Annotated in this window: 18 protein-coding genes; 5 read left to right on the top strand and 13 right to left on the bottom strand. The window is 62.4% G+C overall.

Going from position 1 to position 19,009, the window contains the following annotated elements; all coding sequences use genetic code 11:
* Nucleotides 1-303: 303 nt before the first annotated feature.
* Genes pgl through tkt form a run of 5 tightly spaced genes read right to left on the bottom strand, consistent with a single transcriptional unit; the run spans nucleotide 304 to nucleotide 6,726 of the window.
* The gene (gene pgl / locus KYT97_RS03420; protein ID WP_219111759.1) at nucleotides 304-1,044 is read right to left on the bottom strand and encodes a 6-phosphogluconolactonase; all 741 of its coding nucleotides are present in this window, start codon (nucleotides 1,042-1,044) and stop codon (nucleotides 304-306) included.
* Nucleotides 1,037-1,945, bottom strand: coding sequence for a glucose-6-phosphate dehydrogenase assembly protein OpcA (opcA, locus tag KYT97_RS03425; protein ID WP_092808104.1), 909 nt, complete (start codon nucleotides 1,943-1,945; stop codon nucleotides 1,037-1,039). The genes pgl and opcA overlap by 8 nt, the downstream gene beginning before the upstream one ends.
* Complete coding sequence (zwf, locus tag KYT97_RS03430) at nucleotides 1,945-3,489, bottom strand: glucose-6-phosphate dehydrogenase (protein ID WP_033232114.1); 1,545 nt, start codon at nucleotides 3,487-3,489, stop codon at nucleotides 1,945-1,947. The genes opcA and zwf overlap by 1 nt, the downstream gene beginning before the upstream one ends.
* A gap of 4 nt (nucleotides 3,490-3,493) precedes the next feature.
* Complete coding sequence (gene tal / locus KYT97_RS03435) at nucleotides 3,494-4,618, bottom strand: transaldolase (protein WP_045068064.1); 1,125 nt, start codon at nucleotides 4,616-4,618, stop codon at nucleotides 3,494-3,496.
* Between the two features lie 5 nt (nucleotides 4,619-4,623).
* Entirely contained in the window at nucleotides 4,624-6,726 is a 2,103-nt protein-coding gene (gene tkt / locus KYT97_RS03440) for a transketolase (protein ID WP_033232113.1), read from the bottom strand.
* 216 nt (nucleotides 6,727-6,942) lie between these two features.
* Between tkt and KYT97_RS03445 the strand changes: the two genes are divergently transcribed.
* A complete protein-coding gene (locus KYT97_RS03445; protein WP_045068066.1) occupies nucleotides 6,943-7,926 on the top strand; it encodes a heme o synthase in 984 nt (327 codons plus the stop codon).
* 18 nt (nucleotides 7,927-7,944) lie between these two features.
* Here KYT97_RS03445 and KYT97_RS03450 read toward each other — a convergent pair whose 3' ends face one another.
* Nucleotides 7,945-8,910, bottom strand: coding sequence for a quinone oxidoreductase family protein (locus KYT97_RS03450; RefSeq protein ID WP_219111760.1), 966 nt, complete (start codon nucleotides 8,908-8,910; stop codon nucleotides 7,945-7,947).
* A gap of 83 nt (nucleotides 8,911-8,993) precedes the next feature.
* Between KYT97_RS03450 and KYT97_RS03455 the strand changes: the two genes are divergently transcribed.
* Nucleotides 8,994-9,362, top strand: coding sequence for a hypothetical protein (locus KYT97_RS03455; protein WP_033232110.1), 369 nt, complete (start codon nucleotides 8,994-8,996; stop codon nucleotides 9,360-9,362).
* Nucleotides 9,363-9,423: 61 nt separating this feature from the next.
* Here KYT97_RS03455 and KYT97_RS03460 read toward each other — a convergent pair whose 3' ends face one another.
* Nucleotides 9,424-10,053, bottom strand: coding sequence for a MerR family transcriptional regulator (locus tag KYT97_RS03460; RefSeq protein ID WP_219111761.1), 630 nt, complete (start codon nucleotides 10,051-10,053; stop codon nucleotides 9,424-9,426).
* 101 nt (nucleotides 10,054-10,154) lie between these two features.
* On the opposite strand from KYT97_RS03460, the gene KYT97_RS03465 reads away from it, so the two are divergent.
* On the top strand, nucleotides 10,155-10,634 hold the full coding sequence (locus KYT97_RS03465) for a DUF4188 domain-containing protein (RefSeq protein ID WP_172935493.1): 480 nt from the start codon (nucleotides 10,155-10,157) through the stop codon (nucleotides 10,632-10,634).
* A gap of 13 nt (nucleotides 10,635-10,647) precedes the next feature.
* On the opposite strand, the gene KYT97_RS03470 is transcribed toward KYT97_RS03465, so the two are convergent.
* Nucleotides 10,648-11,619, bottom strand: coding sequence for a COX15/CtaA family protein (locus tag KYT97_RS03470; protein WP_172935494.1), 972 nt, complete (start codon nucleotides 11,617-11,619; stop codon nucleotides 10,648-10,650).
* A 96-nt stretch (nucleotides 11,620-11,715) separates the two neighbouring features.
* Between KYT97_RS03470 and lexA the strand changes: the two genes are divergently transcribed.
* On the top strand, nucleotides 11,716-12,375 hold the full coding sequence (lexA, locus tag KYT97_RS03475; protein ID WP_219111762.1) for a transcriptional repressor LexA: 660 nt from the start codon (nucleotides 11,716-11,718) through the stop codon (nucleotides 12,373-12,375).
* Nucleotides 12,376-12,439: 64 nt separating this feature from the next.
* Here lexA and KYT97_RS03480 read toward each other — a convergent pair whose 3' ends face one another.
* The 5 genes from KYT97_RS03480 to mptB all read right to left on the bottom strand — a co-directional run bounded on the left by KYT97_RS03480 (nucleotide 12,440) and on the right by mptB (nucleotide 18,102).
* A complete protein-coding gene (locus KYT97_RS03480) occupies nucleotides 12,440-12,970 on the bottom strand; it encodes a hypothetical protein (protein ID WP_219111763.1) in 531 nt (176 codons plus the stop codon).
* 137 nt (nucleotides 12,971-13,107) lie between these two features.
* Entirely contained in the window at nucleotides 13,108-14,505 is a 1,398-nt protein-coding gene (locus KYT97_RS03485) for a hypothetical protein (protein ID WP_415395506.1), read from the bottom strand.
* A 47-nt stretch (nucleotides 14,506-14,552) separates the two neighbouring features.
* Nucleotides 14,553-15,410 (bottom strand): ABC transporter permease, encoded by an 858-nt coding sequence (locus KYT97_RS03490; protein ID WP_080711635.1) that lies wholly within the window; start codon nucleotides 15,408-15,410, stop codon nucleotides 14,553-14,555.
* Entirely contained in the window at nucleotides 15,407-16,351 is a 945-nt protein-coding gene (locus KYT97_RS03495; RefSeq protein WP_045067702.1) for an ABC transporter ATP-binding protein, read from the bottom strand. The genes KYT97_RS03490 and KYT97_RS03495 overlap by 4 nt, the downstream gene beginning before the upstream one ends.
* Nucleotides 16,348-18,102, bottom strand: coding sequence for a polyprenol phosphomannose-dependent alpha 1,6 mannosyltransferase MptB (mptB, locus tag KYT97_RS03500; protein ID WP_033232104.1), 1,755 nt, complete (start codon nucleotides 18,100-18,102; stop codon nucleotides 16,348-16,350). The genes KYT97_RS03495 and mptB overlap by 4 nt, the downstream gene beginning before the upstream one ends.
* A 210-nt stretch (nucleotides 18,103-18,312) precedes the next feature.
* On the opposite strand from mptB, the gene KYT97_RS03505 reads away from it, so the two are divergent.
* A complete protein-coding gene (locus KYT97_RS03505) occupies nucleotides 18,313-18,978 on the top strand; it encodes a helix-turn-helix transcriptional regulator (protein ID WP_080711642.1) in 666 nt (221 codons plus the stop codon).
* The last annotated feature ends 31 nt before the right edge of the window (nucleotides 18,979-19,009 follow it).

A 19,009-nucleotide genomic window follows, 5' to 3' on the forward strand; every position in this document is an offset into this window, starting at 1 on the left:
CCGATTCTGCTCGCCGGCGCTGCCACGTTCAAGGCCTCGAAACGCAGGAGGAACCGAAAGCGCTCTGGGCGCGTCAAAATTCATGAGTGCTCAAGAACATGGACCGGGGGGGAACATGAATCGTTGTGTCGGGCAGAGTGCCGAGTGGAGAAACGGTGTCACGCCGATGAGTTCGGTTGTGGCACGAAGAAATTCGAGCAGGCTAGCGATTGTGCGTAGCGGCCGTCGTGGGGGAGTGGCCACAGAAGTTCCACCGGCACGGGAGTCGCCCGAAGACGACTCCCGGCCGGAGTGAATCTGAGATCAGGGCAACTGCGAGGCAGCGTCCGAATCGAGGAACCACCGGGTGGCAACCAATCCTGTGGCGCCGGCACATGGCCAGTCGACCGCTGCAGCGCCGCCAACGGCAGCAGCAACAGCTTCAGCCTTTGCCGTGCCGGAAATGAGCAGCCACACTTCCTTCGCGCGCTGAACGGCGGGAAGAGTCAGAGTGATGCGGACCGGCGGGGGCTTGGGGGAGTCCGTCACCGCGACCACAAAACGAGACTCTTCACGAACCGCGTCTGTGTGCGGGAACAGAGAGTTGATGTGTCCCTCGCCGCCCATGCCAAGCAGGTGTACGTCGAATGTGGGGACCTGCTTGCCGTGCGCCTGCGCGCCCAGCAACTGCTCGTACGCTGTTGCCGCGCCGTCTGGATCGCCTTCGTAGATGCCGTCGGACGCAGCCATCGGATGTACCCGATCCGGATCGACCGGAACATGATCCAGTAGCGCCTCGCGCGCTTGAACCTCGTTACGCTCCGGATCGCCGGCCGGGAGGAAACGCTCGTCGCCCCAGTACAGGTCGATCTGCGCCCAGTCGATATCACCGGGAGTTTTGCGCAACTTTTCGAGCAGTGCGATGCCGGTTCCGCCTCCGGTCAGAACGATGGACGCAACGCCGCGAGCCTTCTGAGCCTCGACGATGGTGTCTACCAAACGTGCGGCGGCCGCATCGACCAACTGGCCCGCGTCCGAAAACTTTTCTACGACAACATCACTCATATGTCACCTTCTCGAGGCCGGCCAGCGCCTCTTCGTAGATTTCGTCAGGATCGAGTCGACGTAGTTCTTCGGCGAGGCAATCGCGTGTCTCCCGGCGACCAAGGGACACAAGTGCATCCGGCTGACCTGTCCGGATCAGCGTTGCAGTTGTGCCCTCCTGTGGGCGGCTGATGGAGATGCTGCGCGTCTCGAGCTTCAACTCCACATTCAGTGCGCCGGTGCGGCGGTATACCGGAACTCCGGTCTTCGCAGCCAACCAGCCAGCCAGAATGTCCAGTGCGGGTTCGGTTTTCAGGCCGGACACCACAGCAGAGGTGACGTTTTCGTGTGGCGGAAGATCGAGCGCCGACGCCAGTAGTGCGCGCCAGTACGTGACGCGGCTCCACGCCAGATCGGTGTCGCCGGCGGTGTACGACGCGAGCCGCCCCTTGATAGTCGCCGTCGGATCAGGTGCGCCGGTGGCGTCGGTGATACGACGGACGGCGAGCTTGCCCACCGGATCCTTGGCCGGAATCGCGGGAGCCTCGAGCGGCCACCACGCGACTACCGGTGTGTCCGGGAGCAGGAACGGGATGACAACACTGCTCTCGTGATCTGCCAGCGGACCGTAGAGACGTAGCACCACAACTTCCGAGGCGCCGGCGTCGCCGCCGACGCGGATCTGGGCGTCGAGGCGTGGTTCGCTTTGTTCGTCGCCGCGCAGCAGCACGATGACGCGACACGGGTGCTCGCGGCTTGCTTCGTTGGCTGCCTCGATCGCTTCTTCGGCGTTGCCGGTGTCGCGGGTGCAGACAACAAGAGTCAACACACGACCCAACGTGACAGCGCCGCCGGTCTTGCGTACCTCGACCAGTTTCTTGCTGACCTGGACCGTGGTGGTTGACGGCAAATCGAGAATCACTAGGGTCGCCTCCATTCGCGTCCGGTGCGGTTCAACATTTCGTCGGCAGATTCCGGTCCCCAGGTACCGGCCTCGTACGGGTCCGGTTTGCCGCCGGCAGCCCAATGTTCGAGGACGGGATCGAGGATCTCCCATGACAATTCGACTTCAGCGTTCACCGGGAACAGTGACGGCTCGCCGAGCAGCACATCGAGGATGAGTCGCTCGTACGCTTCGGGTGAAGACTCGGTGAAGGCCTGGCCGTACGAGAAGTCCATGTTGACGTCGCGTACTTCCATGCTCGATCCCGGAACCTTCGACCCGAAGCGCATGGTCACGCCTTCATCGGGCTGCACCCGGATGACCAATGCGTTCTGGCCGAGATCGTCGGTCATGGTCTTGTCAAACGGTAGGTGAGGCGCACGCTTGAAGACCACGGCGATCTCCGTGACCCGGCGACCCAGACGCTTACCGGTGCGCAGGTAGAACGGCACACCGGCCCAACGTCGAGTGTCGACCTCGAGCGTGATGGCCGCATACGTCTCGGTGATGGAATCAGCCGCGAAGCCGTCCTCTTCGAGAAGCCCGACAACCGGGAGACCACCCTGCCAGCCGCCCGTGTACTGGCCACGGGCCGTGGTCTCGTCGAGAGGTTCGGCGAGCCTGGTGGCGGAGAGGACCTTGATCTTCTCGGCTTGCAGGTTGAGCGGCTCGAAGCTGATGGGCTCTTCCATCGCGGTGAACGCCAGCAGTTGCAGCAGGTGGTTCTGGATGACGTCGCGAGCGGCGCCGATCCCGTCGTAGTATCCGGCGCGGCCACCGAGACCGATGTCCTCGGCCATCGTGATCTGAACGTGGTCGACGTAGTGCGCGTTCCAGATCGGATCGAACAGTTGGTTCGCGAAACGCAGAGCCAGGATGTTCTGAACCGTTTCCTTGCCGAGGTAGTGGTCGATACGGAAGACCGTGTCCTCGGGGAACACCTTGTTGACCACAGCGTTCAGTTCACGAGCACTTTCGAGATCGTGACCGAACGGCTTCTCGATGACAACGCGTCGCCACTGGCCTTCTTCTGCCTGGGCAAGCCCGGACGACGACAACTGCTCGAGAACCTGCGGGAAATCATCCGGCGGGATCGCGAGGTAGAAGCCGTGGTTTCCACCGATTCCCCGCTCGGTGTCGAGTGTGGCCAAAGTATCGGCCAGGTTCGTGAAGCCCTCGGAATCGTCGAAGTTGCCCTTGACGAATCGGATGCCGTCCGCCAGCCGCTCCCACACGCTCTGCCGGAACTTGGTGCGAGCACCGTCCTTGACCGCGTCCAGAACTACCTGTGCGAAGTCTGCGTCAGTCCAGTCGCGCCGGGCGAACCCGACCAGAGCGAATCCGGGCGGCAGCAGCCCTCGGTTGGCAAGGTCGTAGATGGCCGGCATCAGCTTGCGCCGCGCCAAGTCACCGGTGACCCCGAAAATCACCAGGGCACAAGGCCCGGCAATATGCGGAAGACGTTTGTCCGTGCTGTCTCTGAGGGGGTTGACCCAATCTGATGCCGCCGCGGAATCGCTCACAGGCTCAGCTCTTCTGGGTTGCTGCGCGGAGCTGCTCGGCAGTCGCGTCGAGCAACTCGTTCCACGACACCTCGAACTTGTCGACACCCTCGGTCTCGAGGACATTGAACACGTCCGCGAGATCGATGCCGACGGCTGCGAGCTGATCGAACACTGCCTGCGACTCCTGAGCGGTGCCCGAGACGGTGTCGCCCGTGATCTCACCGTGGTCGGCAAGTGCGTCGAGCGTCTTCTCCGGCATGGTGTTGACCGTGTTGGGCGCAACCAACTCCGTGACGTAGAGAGTGTCCGGGTAGTCAGGGTTCTTCACGCCCGTCGACGCCCACAGCGGACGCTGGGCCTTGGCGCCGTCAGCCAGGAGTCCCTGGAAGCGCGGCTGCACCTCGAAGACCTGCTGGTATGCGTTGTATGCCAGACGAGCATTTGCGAGTGCAGCCTTGCCGCGAAGCTCGAGAGCCTCCGGCGTGCCGATCGCCGTGAGGCGGTTGTCGATCTCGGAATCCACGCGGGAAACGAAGAACGACGCCACCGACTCGATGGACGAGATGTCGCGGCCCGCAGCCTTCGCGGTCTCCAGACCGTCGAGGTATGCACCCATGACGGCTTCGTAGCGCTCGACCGAGAAAATCAACGTGACGTTGACGCTGATGCCTTCACCGATCACCTTGGCGATGGCGGGAATGCCGGCCAGCGTCGCGGGGATCTTGATGAGGACGTTCGGGCGATCGACGATCTTGTGCAGTTCGATGGCCTGCGCGACAGTCGCGTCGGTGTCGTGTGCCAGGCGAGGATCAACCTCGATGGACACGCGGCCGTCGACGCCGTTCGACGCCTCGAACTGCGGAGCCAGGATGTCGCACGCTGCGCGCACGTCGTCGGTGGTGACCGCCGTGATGGTGGCGTCGACATCGGCGCCGCGCTGGGCCAACTCGCGGACCTGCGCGTCGTAGTCCGAACCCTTGGACAGGGCTGCCTGGAAGATCGACGGGTTGGTGGTGACACCCACGATGGACTTGGTGTCGATCAGGTTCTGCAGGTTTCCGGACTGGATGCGATCTCGCGAAAGATCGTCAAGCCAGATGGAAACGCCTGCGGCGGACAGCTTTTCGGTGTTCACATTCTGTGTCATCGAGATCATCCCTTCACAGCGGCGAGGGAGCGCTGCGCGGCTTCGACAGTCGCGTCGGCGGTGATGCCGAACTCCCGGAACAAAGTCTTGTAATCGGCGGAAGCGCCGTAATGCTCGAGCGAGACGGCCTGGCCGGCGTCGCCGAGAATGCGCCACCACGGCATTGCGATACCGGCTTCGACGGATACGCGGGCACGCACGGCCGGAGGAATGACCTCGTCGCGGTATGCCTGATCCTGCTCGAGGAACCAGTCGAGGCACGGAACCGACACAACACGCGTTGCGACGCCCTGAGCTTCGAGGGTTTCGCGAGCCTCGGTTGCGAGGTGCAGTTCGGAACCGGTGGCCAGCAGAATGACCTCGGGAGCACCGTTGGCGGCATCGGCGAGCACGTATGCACCGCGCTTGACGCCCTCGGCTGCCTTTTCCTTGGTGCCTTCGAGAACCGGGACGTCCTGGCGGGTAAGTGCCAGAGCGGTCGGGCCCGTCTTGTGCTCGAGGGCGGCCTGCCAGGCAAACGACGTCTCGTTGGCGTCACCCGGACGGACAACGGACAGGTTCGGGATGGCGCGCAGAGCAGCAAGGTGCTCGACCGGCTGGTGCGTCGGGCCGTCTTCGCCGAGTCCGATGGAGTCGTGGGTCCACACGTAGGTGACAGCCGTCTTCATGAGAGCGGCGAGTCGAACAGCCGGACGCATGTAGTCGGAGAACACCATGAACGTTCCGCCATAGGGGCGGGTCGGGCCGTGCAGCGCGATGCCGTTGAGAATCGAGCCCATCGCGTGCTCACGGATACCGAAGTGGAGCGTGCGGCCGTACGGCTTTGCGTTCCAGTCGTTGGTGGAGATGGAGTACGGACCGAAGGAGTCTGCACCCTTGATGGTGGTGTTGTTGCTGCCGGCGAGGTCAGCGGAGCCGCCCCACAACTCGGGCAGGATCGGGCCGAGTGCGTTAAGCGCTGAACCGGAAGCCTTACGAGTTGCGACGCCCTTGGCATCGGGTTCGTACGTCGGGAGAGCGTCGGCCCAACCGGCGGGGAACTCACCGGCGAACAAGCGGTCGAACAGTTCCTTGCGCTCGGACTCACGCGACGCCCAAGCGTCGAACTCGACCTGCCACGCCTTGTGCGCGTCGGCTCCGCGCGAGACGACCTCACGGGCGTGAGCCAATGCGTCGGCATCGACGTCGAACGACTTGGCCGGATCGAAGCCGAGAGCTTCCTTGACCGCTGCAACTTCGTCGGCACCGAGAGCGGAGCCGTGAACGTCTCCGGTGTTCATCTTCTTCGGAGCGGGGAAACCGATGATCGTGCGAAGAAGAATGATCGACGGGCGATCGACGACGGCCTTGGCCGCAGCGACTGCGTCGAGAATGCCGGAGACGTTTTCGCCACCCTCGACATGCTGAACGTGCCAGCCGTATGCCTCGTAGCGCTTGCCGACGTCTTCGCCGAGAGCGATCGTAGTGTCGTGCTCGATGGAGATCTTGTTGTCGTCGTAGAAGACGATGAGGTTGCCCAGTTCCTGGACACCCGCAAGCGACGACGCCTCGGACGTGACGCCTTCCTCGATGTCACCGTCGGACGCGATCACGTAGATGTGATGGTCGAAGGGGGAGGAGCCGACCGGGGTTTCCGGATCGAACAATCCACGCTCACGACGAGCAGCCATTGCCATGCCGACTGCGGACGCGAGGCCCTGGCCCAGCGGACCCGTCGTCATCTCGACGCCGACAGTGTGACCGAACTCCGGGTGACCAGGTGTGAGGGCGCCCCACGTGCGGAGAGCTTCGAGGTCTGCCAGTTCGAGGCCGTAACCCGAGAGGTAGAGCTGCGTGTACAGCGTCAGAGAAGAGTGGCCACAGGAGAGGATGAAGCGGTCGCGCCCGACCCATTCCGCATCCGACGGATCGTGGCGCATGACACGCTGGAACAAGGTATATGCCAACGGCGCCAAGCTCATTGCGGTTCCGGGGTGGCCGTTGCCGACCTTCTGAACCGCATCGGCGGCGAGCACGCGGGCGGTATCGACAGCCTTCGTGTCCAGGTCGGTCCAGTCCGAGGGGTGGACTGGCTGTGTGAGGACGTGGATCTCGTCTGTGATCGACACTGGCAGATGTCTCCTGACATTGTGTACGTGGATTGCGAGGGAGAGGTGTCCCTCCGCTGCGTCACCTAGCCTAATGGTCCTGGCTGTCCGGGTCGATTCGGTTCCACGATGACCGCGGTCTACCATCGTCCGTAGTAGCAAATGCGATAGTCCAGAGAAGTGTCAGCAGTGTGTCGTGAAGAGATAGTGCGGTAACGCGTGGTGCAAGGAGAGAACGTGCGGACAGGGCAACAGCCGAGCGGACATGGCTTCGGCAGCCCCGGAGCAGCCCCGCGGGCGACCAATCAGAACACCGTTCTGGGTCGCGCAATGGGGAAGGTTCTGGCTTACATCGCGCTCACGAAGCCGCGAGTCATCGAATTGCTCCTGGTGGCAACAATTCCGGCGATGCTCATGGCTGATCGCGGAAATGTCGACCTGTGGTTGGTGCTGAGCACCTTGTTCGGTGGATGGATGGGCGCCGCGAGCGCGAACTCCCTCAACTGCGTCGTCGACGCGGATATCGACAAGGTCATGAAGCGCACTGCCAAGCGCCCGCTGGCCCGAGAAGCCGTCCCGACGCGCAACGCGCTGGTCTTCGGTCTTGCGCTCGGACTGGCGTCGTTCGCGTGGCTGTGGTGGCGCGCCAACCTGCTGGCCGGTGTCCTCGTTGTCATCACCATCGCGTTCTACGTCCTGATCTACACCATGGTGCTCAAGCGTCGTACGTGGCAGAACGTCGTCTGGGGCGGCGCCGCAGGCTGCATGCCCGTCTTGGTCGGTTGGGCCGCTGTTACCGGTTCGCTCAGCTGGGAACCGTTTGTTCTGTTCCTGATCATCTTCTTCTGGACGCCGCCCCACACGTGGGCTCTCGCGATGCGTTACAAAGAGGACTACAAGGCTGCCGGCGTCCCGATGCTCCCGGTCATCGCCACCGAAGAGCACGTCACCAAGCAGATCCTGTTCTACAGCTGGGCAATGGTTGTCACCAGCCTGATCCTCGTTCCCGCAGCCGGTCTCGTCTACGCGATCGTTGCTCTGCTGGCCGGTGCCTGGTTCTTGCTCCTCGCTCACCAGCTGTACCGCGGAGTCCGCGGCGGCGCAGAGGTCAAGCCACTCAAGCTGTTCTTGCAGTCCAACAACTACCTGTCCGTGTTGTTCGTGGGCCTGGCCATCGACTCGGTGCTGGGACTGCAGACGATCAGCGAAATGTTCAGCTGACCGCCTGCAGTCACGAACCTACGGAATCAGCACGATCGATCCCGTAGTTGCCCGGCCTTCCAGATCACGATGAGCCTGGGCAGCATCTGCCAGCGCATACTGCGCACCCACCCGAATCTTCAAGGTGCCCGCAGCGATGGCGTCGAAGACGTCGCCGGCCCGCCACCGCAACTCCTCCGGCGTACGAATGTGATGAGCCAACGTCGGCCGTGTCAGGAACAGTGAACCCGAGCTGTTGAGCCGCTGCGGATCAACCGGCGGCACAGCGCCACTGGCAGCCCCGAACAACGCGACGGTCCCGCGGATTCGTACCGACGCCAGGCTTGCATCGAACGTCGTTGCACCCACCCCGTCGTAGGCCACCGCGACACCTTCACCGTCGGTCAACTCACGTACCCGGGCCGCAATGTCGTCCTCGTATCGCAAAACCTCCGACGCACCGGCCTCGCGGGACAGTTGCTCTTTGGCATCTGACGACACCGTCGTGATGACCCTGGCGCCGAGACTCACTGCCATCTGCGTGAGGATCAATCCGACGCCGCCGGCACCGGCGTGCACAAGCACCGTGTCACCCGGCTGGATCGGATACGTGGACTTGGAGAGGTAATGCGCGGTCATGCCTTGCAGGAGTGCTGACGCGGCAACCGGCGCAGGGACGCCGTCGGGAACCTTTACCGCAACAGTGGACGCGACAGCCACCTTTTCGGCGTAGCTTGCGGTTGCTGCCGCCCATGCCACCCGCTCGCCGACAGTGAACTCCGTTACCTCGGAGCCGACTGCCTCGACGATCCCGGTTCCCTCGTCGCCGGGGATGTAGGGGAGATCCCGTGCATACATGCCCATTCGGAAGTACGTGTCGATGAAGTTGATGCCGATGGCTTCGGTGCGGACAAGGAGATCGTGTGCACCGATCGTGGGCTCGGGTTGTTCGGACAGCGTGAGAACGTCTGGTCCGCCGGTCTCGGAAACATAGATGGCTCGCATCTTGTCTGTTCTACACCTGAGGTCGCGTCAACTCAGGCCATGCCTCATGTTGCGGCCGGACTACCGACCAGTATTGTCGAGCTATGAGCACCGATACCGAGAAGTCGGACGCCACACCGTCCGCGACCGCGCCGGAACTTCCGAAGTCGACGGTCAAAGCGATCACCAAGTTCGTCGCCGAACATGGCGGCACCGCGAGCGCCGTCATTCAGCCCGTCGGCGTTGTTGGAGTGCGCATCACTCTCGTGGGTGCCGACGGCATTCTCGGCGACCAGGTGGTCAAGGATCTTGCTACGGCAAATGCCGTCGTCGCGTCCTTCGACAACGTCACCGTTGCCGAGTGGGAACGTGAACTGACCAGCATCGTCACGCCGGCCGACGGCCACTTCAAGAAGATGGCCGGGTGGGTTGCCCACCAGACGCGCTTCCCGAAGGCCCGCAACGGCGCCTGAACAACCTGATTGCGGCGAATTCCGGCAGCTGATGGCAGGAACTTCGCCGCAATTGGTCTATCTAGTTGGTTTCGTCAAGTCGGAAACTGGCAGCTTCGAGCGCAAGCCGCCGCACTTCGACTAGAGCTCGCTCGTAGATCACCGTCCCGATGAGCATGGTCTCGACGGCAGCGGTGCGATCCGGCATGGATCGAGCGTAGTGAACTTCGGCTTCGGCTGTTCTCTCGACGAAGTCTGCGGAGTTGTCGAAATCCGATACCGCTGCCGGGAAGCCGAACCGGCGCAGAGTCGCGACGAGTTCCGCGAGTCGGTACGGCGCCGGAGCGTCATCCTCGATTTTCCAATTCCTGTGCCTCAGCCACACCTGCACCTCGTCGTACGCCGCCAGGACATCGGCGGACAGGTCGCCGGTCGGAATTTCGTCGAGTCCGTGCATCACCGCCCCGAATGCATCGTGCATCGGGGTTGTCTCGTCTTCCGTCGCAGCCAACGTGGCTCGAACTTTCGATATCGACAGACCTCCGATATCGATCAGGGAACGAATCAGTCGTAGGCGCCTCACGTGGTAGTCGCCGTAGTCGGCCTGATTGGTGGCTGATTGTTGACCGCTGGTGAGCAGGCCCTCACGCAGGTAGTACTTGATCGAAGCGATTGATACGCCGCTTCGGGCGCTGAGTTCGGAGATCCTCACAGATTTGCCCTTGACTTCACGTTCGGATAGTAGCACTATCCATTATAGATAGTGCCACTATCCGTATCGAGGCAACATCAAACTGCGATGGAAGGGTTCTCATGAATCGACATCAAGTGCAGAACGGCCGATATACCGCGGCCATCGACGACCAGTTCGTGGTGTTCATCATCGGCATGAGGTTCAACAAGCTCTGGAAGATCCACAAGTGGATCGGCGCGTTTGTTGCGATGCCTCGAATGCTTCGAGAACTGCAGCGATCGCCGGACAAGGGGATGCTCGGGGCACGAATGTCCTGGGGTGGGCGCACGATTACCGTGATCCAGTACTGGCGAAGCTTCGACGACCTCGAAGCGTTCGCGAAGAACCCGAACGATCCACACTTGCCGGCTTGGAGGGCATTCAACCGGCGCGTCGGCAAGAGCGGCGATGTGGGCGTCTATCACGAGACATACCGCGTCGGAAGCGGGCAGCACGAATCGGTCTACGTGAACATGCCCGTCATGGGGTTGGCTGAGGCCACTACGTCCGTGCCAGTGGGGAAGCGACGCGACACCGCAAGGGAGCGGATGGTTCGCTGACCGCTAGGTGGTTTCAGGCCGCTACTGCGGATGCTGCCGGAACGTCTTGTCTGACCTTTCCGGCTGCCCACACCGCCGCCGTTGCTGCCGTGCACAGACCGGCACCCGCGACATGCAGGATCACGAGGATCTGCGGTACATCGGTGAAGTACTGAACAACGCCGATCAGCGCCTGAGCAACAATCAGGACCAGCAGAACATGCAGGCGTTTCTTCACGGCAGCGGATGTTCCGACCGCATAAAGGCCGAACGTCAAACCGACGACCAAGGCCAGATAGCCGACCAGTAGTTGTGAATGCAGATGAACCAGGGTGACGATCTCGACTTCGAGGCGGGGAACCGTCCGGTCAAGACTCTTGTCGCCGGCATGCGGGCCGGCACCCGTCACGAGCGTTCCCGCGACCAGAACTCCGGCAAGAGCCACACCACTCAGTGCCGCGAGCCAGCGCAGCGGCTTCGGCATCACGATCAGCGTGGTCGCGTCATCAGGTTCGGCGATCTTCGCGTACATAACCGTCGCGATCCACACCATCAGCATCGACGCAACCAGGTGTATAGCAACCGTCCACCACAGCAACCCTGTGAGGACGGTAATTCCCCCGATGATTGCCTGAATGACCGTGCCGAGCGGAATCATCCACGCGTACACCAGAACCTCGCGGCGACGACGCGCACGCGTCACAGCCAGGACGATCGCAGCCGCGACAATCACAACCACAAAGGTCAGCAGCCGGTTTCCGAACTCCACAACCTGATGGATGATCGCGACCTCACCATGGCCGACCGGAACAAAACTGCCCGGGAAGCACTGCGGCCAGGTCGGGCAACCCAGCCCCGACGCAGTCACACGCACAACCGCACCTGTGACAGCAATACCGCCCTGGGTCAAGATCACGATGAACGCGATGATCTTCTGCGTCTTCAGCGAGGGGAGAGGCAGGCGATCCACCAAGCTCAAAAATCCGGCATACACACGATTCACCACGCCAACGATGGTAGTTCCCCAACAACTACAGCGTGTCGTTGGGGCAGCCCGCCCTACTGCAGAAGACTGTCGGCACCCCTCACTACGATTCTCCGAGTGACGCATTACGACGAACTCGACATGTTCGGTGGCCTCGACGCCTCCACCCTCCCGTTCCGCCAGCAGCAGATTCTCGCCACAATCCGGGACTGGGTGACCACAAACGGATCCACGCCGAGCACCCGGCAAATCGGGGACGCGGTAGGTCTGCGGTCGACGTCGTCGGTATCCAAACACCTCAAGAGCCTCGAGGAAAAGGGATTCCTCCGCCGGGGCACGGCGATGGCTCGGCAACTGGACGTCCGGCCCTTCCTGGTCGGAATCAAGGGGGGTTCGTCGAACAACAGTGTCGAGGTGCCGGTGGTCGGCGATATCGCGGCCGGTGCACCGATTCTCGCCGAAGAACACACTGACGAGGTATTGGAACTCCCGCGCGAACTTGTCGGCTCCGGAACTGTGTTCGGGCTGCGAGTGCGCGGCGAGTCGATGGTGGACGCCGCGATCTGCGATGGCGATGTTGTGGTGGTGCGCCGTCAGGACGAGGCCCATTCGGGCGAGATAGTGGCCGCGATGATCGACGGTGAGGCCACGGTGAAGGTGCTCCGACGCCGTAACGGCCACGTCTATCTCGAGCCCCGCAACTCGGCATACCAGGTCATGGACGGCGACCACGCAACCATATTGGGCAAAGTTGTTTCGGTGATGCGGCGGATCTGAGGATCTCGATCATCGCCGACCTGTGACAGTCGAGGAGCAGGTCGAATCGCCGGTCTCTCAGGGACTACGGCAGTGGAATGATCGCTGCCGCCAGTACGGCGGGTGGAGGCAGCTTCAGGTGAGTAGTGACAGGTCCGAGACCGATCTCTGGCCACTCTGCGATGAGGGGTAGATCCTCTGCGTCAGGCAATGGCGTCAGCTCAAATAGGTACTCGCGCTGCTGCATCTCGGAGTTCTCGTATCCCTGGCCATCTCTGTGCCGAATGGGTTGAAGCACCGAGTCCTCGAGAGCTCTCAACCGTAAAGGTCTCCCATGCGTCTCGCCGGGTCGGCGTCGGCCGGTTTCAGGATCGGTGATCGCCGGCGCTGTGTATTGACGTAGTAGCGCGTCAGCGTGAACGCCTTTGGCGACCACGACAATTGCGAGTTCGAGCCCCGATGTGTAGGCCACAATCGACCGTAGCCCCACAGTCACGCCTTCCACTTGGGCCAACAGCCTCGGACCGTGTGCGATTGCACCCAACTCTTTGGCGTCGGGCGGCATGAATCTCTGATACCAGACCATGGTCTGAGCCTGGCACACGAACAGATGCATGTGCAGTGATTGCCCACCGGCCCGACGCGTTCGCATCCCAGCCGGTTTGATACTGCTGTCAAAGCCGACGCGCTCAATCCTGCTGATGTGAATGGGATAGGTGTCGAGCGCGGCGGAGGGGTCTTCGGTGTCCTGAGTCAGTACGCGCGAACGCGCACAATTCCGGAGATCGTTCCCTGGAAGTACTCGCCGGACGCGGTGATGAGGGCCGACATCTGCAGGGTGTCGTGCACCGCGGTGGCCGGCATCGTTGTGGACCCAATCTGGGTTCCGTCCTTCGAGTCGATGACGGCAAAGGAGTACCCGTCGAGTGGCGTCGTGTCGGCTGAGCCGTTGCGCGTCACTGTGTAGATGTTGTCGTCAGCCGTGGATAGATGCGGGACTGCGGAGCTTCGAATCGTGTTGTCCCACACAACATGACAGCCAACCGGATCGATGTCGACCCGGGTCATTCCGCCGTTGAATGGTGCGGTGGCTGGAACCGCAGGACCGGCGCCTTCCGGTGTGGTCGGATACGGATACCCGTAGGTGCCGGCTACGTAGATGGAGTGGCCGATCGCAATGGGGGAGTTCTCGCTGCCGCTCGGTGAGCCGTCCTTGCCGGCTGCGGTCAGGACGGGTTGGGAGCACACTTCAGCACCCGTATCTGACCGATAGACCCGGACGCTGACGGTCGGGTGAGCGTTGTCGACGATCGTGACAAAATCACTGCCCGTCGACGGCCCGAAGTACGTGGGTGTCGATCCTGTTCCCCAACTCAACTGGCCAGGGTTCCTCGCGGGGCCGCGGTCGTACGGCTGACGCCAATCGACGGCGATATCGTCGCCCTTGCGGCTGAGTTGGTACAGCGCATGAGTGGTGGCGACGGCCGTTCCCGTGGGCGAGGTGGAAATACTGTTCTGAACCTGTTCGCCTTCGGGGAGGTCGATGGTGTGAGCGATTCGATCGGTGCCGACAACGCCGACGGTGCCGTGGCCGGTCGCGAACCAAACATTGCCGGTCCAGTCCGGCGCCAGCCCGGTGACATTGTCGTCGGCTGCGACAACCCCGGAGAGGTCGATGACGTCGGAGAGTTCCAGACGCCAGGTTCCGTCGGGGTTCTGAGCATGCGCGATGCGAACGAGTTGACGATTGCCGTCGACGGCAACCAGTCGGTTCTCGTGGTCGAGGTATGCGTAGACGCCACCGAGCAGGCTGCCCTTAGCCAGGGGCAACTGCGCGACGGATCGGCCGAACGGTGACGCCTCGGCCTTGGGATCGATGAGGTGAATGGTCGGGATCTGACCGAGCATCGTGGTGCACAGAGAGACGATCAGGCCGTCGGAACCTTGCAAGATTGTCGGGCACGCCGACATCAGAGGAAACGCGGTGACTTCGTGAGGTTCGATGCCCGGCCCTGGGAGGGGCGTGACGTCGGACGAACCGGCGTCGCCGTGCATCGTTGCTGTGCCGACCGGACCGAGGTAGGGATTGGCCGGTGCCAGCGGGCCCGCAGTCGGCAACGACGCGGTTGACGGAACGGCAGCAAGTAGCATCAGCGCACTGGTTGCGCCGGCTATCCGGAGTGCCTTCCGCGAAATGCTCACGTGAATTTGAACCACCGTGCGGCGCAGGCTCCGCCGATCACAGCCCAGACGAGCAGCACGACGATCGAGAACCAGTCCATCGAGGACGCGAGGGCCGAGTCGAGTGCATGGGCCAAGGCGCCGGACGGAACCAGGCGTACCAAGGTGTGCAGCGCGTCGGGGATGTCTTCGCTGATCAGTCCGACACTGCCGATGCCTGCCATCACAAACCACAGGACATTGGCAAGTGCCAGAACGATTTCCGCACGCAATGTGCCGCCGAGGAGCAGTCCGAGTGTGGTGAAGGTAACGGTTCCCAGCGCGATGACCACCGCGCCGATCGCCAGTTCCGTCGGCGTCGGGCGCCAACCAAGCGCCAGGGAGATCAGGCCGAGTATGACCGATTGCAATGCCACGACGATGATGACGGCTGCGCTCTTGCCGGCGATGATTCCCCACCGCGGAAGTGGTGTAGCGCCAAGACGTTTGAGTGCGCCGTATCGGCGGTCGAAGCCCACTGCGATTGCCTGCCCGGTGAATCCGGTGGACATCACCGCCACCATCATGACGCCGGGCAATACTTTGCTGACCCTTGAATCGCCCAGATCGCCCAGGGGCAGGAGGGACAGTCCGATCAGCAGCGTGATGGGAATCAGCATCGTCAGCAGTAACTGCTCGCCGTTGCGCAGCAACAACGTCAATTCGAGCTTGGTCTGAGCCGCCATCATCTTCGCCGCGGAGTTGGGGCGAGGATCGGGGGAGAACGTACCGGGCTCGAAGCGATTGTCAGCCAACCGTCGGTCCCGGGCGCTGTTCGCCGAAGCATTGTTCTGGCTATTCGACACGGCTTTGTTCACGACCTTGTTTCCCGTCATCCCCGCAGATCACGACCCGTCAATTCGAGGAAGACGTCTTCCAAACTACGTTGATCGACGCGAATGTCATTGATCAGGACATTTTGTTCGGCACACCATGTTGCCACCGTCGCCACCGTCGACGGTTCGATCGAGCCTTCGATCAAGTATGTCCCCGGATTGGCTTCGCTCACTCGGAATTCCCCGGCGAGGGACAGTGCAAGTGAATCGACACTCAGTCCGGACATCGTGGTCAGTCGCAATTGACCCTCGGCTCCCTTGCTGGTGACTTCGGCGGGAGTGCCCGATGCGACGATGCGGCCGTGGTCGATGATGACCAACTCGTCGGCCAGTGCCTCAGCTTCGTCCATGAGGTGAGTGGTCAGGAGAATGCTGACGCCGTCGCGGCGCAACGCATCGATCAACTCCCACACGAGGAGACGGGCCTGGGCGTCGAGGCCTGCAGTCGGTTCGTCGAGGAAGACAAGTTCCGGTCGGCTTACCAGTGCACAGGCCAACGACAGCCGTTGTTGCTGGCCACCGGACAACCGTCGATACGGAGTTCGCCGTGCGTCGGTCAATCCGAGCTTGGACAGAAGCCAGGTGGGATCGAGAGGATCAGCGGAGTACGAGGCCACGAGGTCGAGCATTTCGCCGGCTTTGGAGCCGGGGTACGCGCCGCCGCCTTGGAGCATGACGCCGATCCGCGAACGAACTTCACCGGAATCGGCGATCGGGTCCAGTCCGAGTACTCGGACCGTTCCGGAATCAGGGGTGACAAAGCCTTCACACATCTCGACCGTAGTGGTCTTACCAGCGCCGTTGGGGCCGAGAAGGGCAACGACCTGCGCGGTTTCAACGGTGAGATCGATACCGTCCACGGCACGAACACCGTCAAACGATTTGACGACGCCTTCTATCCGCACGGCAGGCGTCGACGATCTTGTTGCACTCGAGGTCACGGAGAATCAGCGTAAGCCCCGGCAGAGTTGCCTTCGTCCACTGGTCTGGTTTTCGTGATTTCCGCTACTGGTTTCTCACTACGCCAGGGCAGGGAATTCCGGGTGACGTAGATCAACGCAAAAGCGGTGATGATCGTCGCGACGACCGCTTGGACGATCATGAACGGCAGGTATTCGGCGCCGTTCGACATGAGCATGACGCTCACGATCGACGTGAACACCACGGCAGGGACGCGGAATATCGGAGCGGTTGCCCAGGCTGCGAGCGGGAGTATCGCCCAGAGCAGGTACCACGGTTGGACAACCGGGAAGAGCAGCACGATCGCGCCGAGGGCGATTCCGAGCCCGCCGACGGGATGGAGGCGTCCCATGTAGACGGACACCATCATTCTGGCCGTGATCAGCACTGCGACCAGATATGCGATCGGGCGGGTGATGGTGAGAATCGCCGTCGTGTGGTCGCCGAGTCCGAGAAGCACTCCGGCCAATCCGGTCCCGACGCCAAGAAGCGTGGGTATCGACATCCAGCTTCGCACGGCTGTTGCGGTGTTGAGCGTGTTGATCCAACCCATACCCAAGCCACTGGCGACGCTGATGACGCCGATCACGACAACGGTCACGCCGGCGAGCAGCAGCGCCGCCGAGAAGAAGGACTTCCAGGTTCCGCCCCACCGGCGGGCCAACGCCATTCCGACAAAACCGAGTGCAAGCAAGGACGGGATCTTTACGGTCGCCGATAACGCGATGAGGCCGGAACCGGCTATCAACAGAGCAAGCGAGCGACCTCGGATCGGGCCGGCGCCTTCGACCGCGCGCAGCGCGACCTCGATTCCGGCGAGCATGAGACCGAGCATCAGGGCTTCGTTGTGAATGCCGGCAACCAGATGGAACAGCAGGAGGGGATTGGCGGCGCCGAGCCACAGGGAGCTGACCGCAGAGACACCGCACCGCTTGGCCAAGCGGGGCAGGGCCCACACGATCAACGCAACGCCCACCAGAACGAGCAGGCGATGAAGGAAGATTCCGGCAACGATGTTGTCGCCGGTCAGCGAACTGATGCCGCGTCCAAGCCACAGAAAGAACGGTCCGTACGGTGCCGGGGTGTCACGCCAGATCGTCGGAACAGTTCTGGTGAGCACGTGATCGACGCCGAGCGCGGCTTTGGGGCCGATGAGATACGGATCGAGTCCGCGTGCCGCGATCTCACTCTGCGCCAGGTACGAATACACATCGCGACTGAACATCGGCGGTGCGACGGTCAGCGGCAAAATCCACAGCAACAGCGTGCGGTCCAGTTGTGATCTGCTCATGCGGCGCGGCGCGCCGGCGCGAGTTCGCAGATCACCGACGGCAAATCGGCCCAACATGAGCCACGCCAGGACAACCAGAACAGTTCCGGTCATTGTCATCGTCAACGAGACAGTCGGCATTCGTCCGGGGAGACTCAGCACCCGTAGTCCGGCCGTCGGATTCTGGAGTACAGGCTGCGCACCCGCACCGAGTGCGCCAACCGCCATCAACACGGTGCCTGTCGCGCCGAAACGCCTGATTCCGCGAAGCTGAGCGGTCTCCTTCTCGTTCAGGCCGGGGCGCTCGTCCTCGTCGCCGTGCAGCGTCGCCATCACGGATTGCCGGGGCTTGGATCCGAACGGCCGGACACCGAGGGTGGAGAGGACAAGTTGTTTCGGCTTGTCCAGCAGGATCGCGCGGGTCGACTGCGCGGTCGTCTTCTGCGTGGGGGTCTGCGGCACCCAGGAAGCCTAGCGGCTCGTGCGCAGGGCTCGGACAACTGTGAACAATGCGGGCAGTCCGCCTATTCCCAAATGTAATGCAGGTTGCCCTTAGTAGACCTGCGAAAAGAATTCCGTCACACTTGTGTTGTGAAAAGAAATGCGACTCGCACTCAAAGCAAGGAAGCTGCAGGTCAGTCCACTGCAGCTGCCTCGCAGAGTCCTGTCGTAATGCCGGTAGCGGTGGGTGTCGAAGGCCAGACTCGGGCAGCGGTGGTCAAACTACTCCTCGAAGAAGGGCCCATTACAGCCTCCGAAATCGGCACGCGACTCGGTTTGAGTGCGGCCGGTGTCAGGCGTCACCTGGACGCGTTGATCGAGTCCGGTGAAGCCCGCGCCGCATCCGCGTCGTCGCTCCGTCAGCGTGGACGCGGGCGTCCGGCCAAGCAATTTCAGATCACCGCCACTGGACGTGGGCGTCTCGGTCACGCGTACGACGATCTTGCCGGGGCAGCAATGCGCCAACTCCGCGAAATCGGTGGAGACGCCGCGATCGAGGAATTCGCCAAGCGGCGGGTCCAGGCAATTGTGGGAGATGTCGAACCGGCAGATCCCGCCGACCTCGGCGCCGTTGCGGAGACGGCAGATGCCATTGCTGACGCTTTCAGCGCCGTCGGATTTGCCGCGTCGACCAGGCCGGTGGGTAACGGCGTGCAGATCTGCCAGCACCACTGCCCGGTTTCCCATGTGGCAGAGGAGTTTCCGGAACTGTGTGACGCGGAACAGGAAGCGTTCCGGCAACTGCTCGGCACGCACGTTCAGCGTTTGGCCACCATCGCGAACGGTGACTGCGCCTGCACGACACACGTTCCCCTCGTATCGAACGGGAGTAGATGAAACCTCCCGATCCGCTAGTTCCCAAAGTTTT

The organism is Rhodococcus globerulus, from assembly GCF_019334125.1.
Classification (GTDB): domain Bacteria; phylum Actinomycetota; class Actinomycetes; order Mycobacteriales; family Mycobacteriaceae; genus Rhodococcus_F; species Rhodococcus_F globerula.

Bases quoted from the DNA above. Each gene is read 5' to 3' on its own strand.
- KYT97_RS03465 (WP_172935493.1), top strand. From the start codon at position 10,155: ATGAATCGACATCAAGTGCAGAACGGCCGATATACCGCGGCCATCGAC.
- KYT97_RS03485 (WP_415395506.1), bottom strand. From the start codon at position 14,505: ATGCTACTTGCTGCCGTTCCGTCAACCGCGTCGTTGCCGACTGCGGGC.
- tal (WP_045068064.1), bottom strand. From the start codon at position 4,618: ATGACACAGAATGTGAACACCGAAAAGCTGTCCGCCGCAGGCGTTTCC.
- KYT97_RS03505 (WP_080711642.1), top strand. From the start codon at position 18,313: ATGCCGGTAGCGGTGGGTGTCGAAGGCCAGACTCGGGCAGCGGTGGTC.
- KYT97_RS03480 (WP_219111763.1), bottom strand. From the start codon at position 12,970: ATGCATCTGTTCGTGTGCCAGGCTCAGACCATGGTCTGGTATCAGAGA.
- KYT97_RS03490 (WP_080711635.1), bottom strand. From the start codon at position 15,410: ATGACGGGAAACAAGGTCGTGAACAAAGCCGTGTCGAATAGCCAGAAC.
- pgl (WP_219111759.1), bottom strand. From the start codon at position 1,044: ATGAGTGATGTTGTCGTAGAAAAGTTTTCGGACGCGGGCCAGTTGGTC.
- KYT97_RS03450 (WP_219111760.1), bottom strand. From the start codon at position 8,910: ATGCGAGCCATCTATGTTTCCGAGACCGGCGGACCAGACGTTCTCACG.
- KYT97_RS03455 (WP_033232110.1), top strand. From the start codon at position 8,994: ATGAGCACCGATACCGAGAAGTCGGACGCCACACCGTCCGCGACCGCG.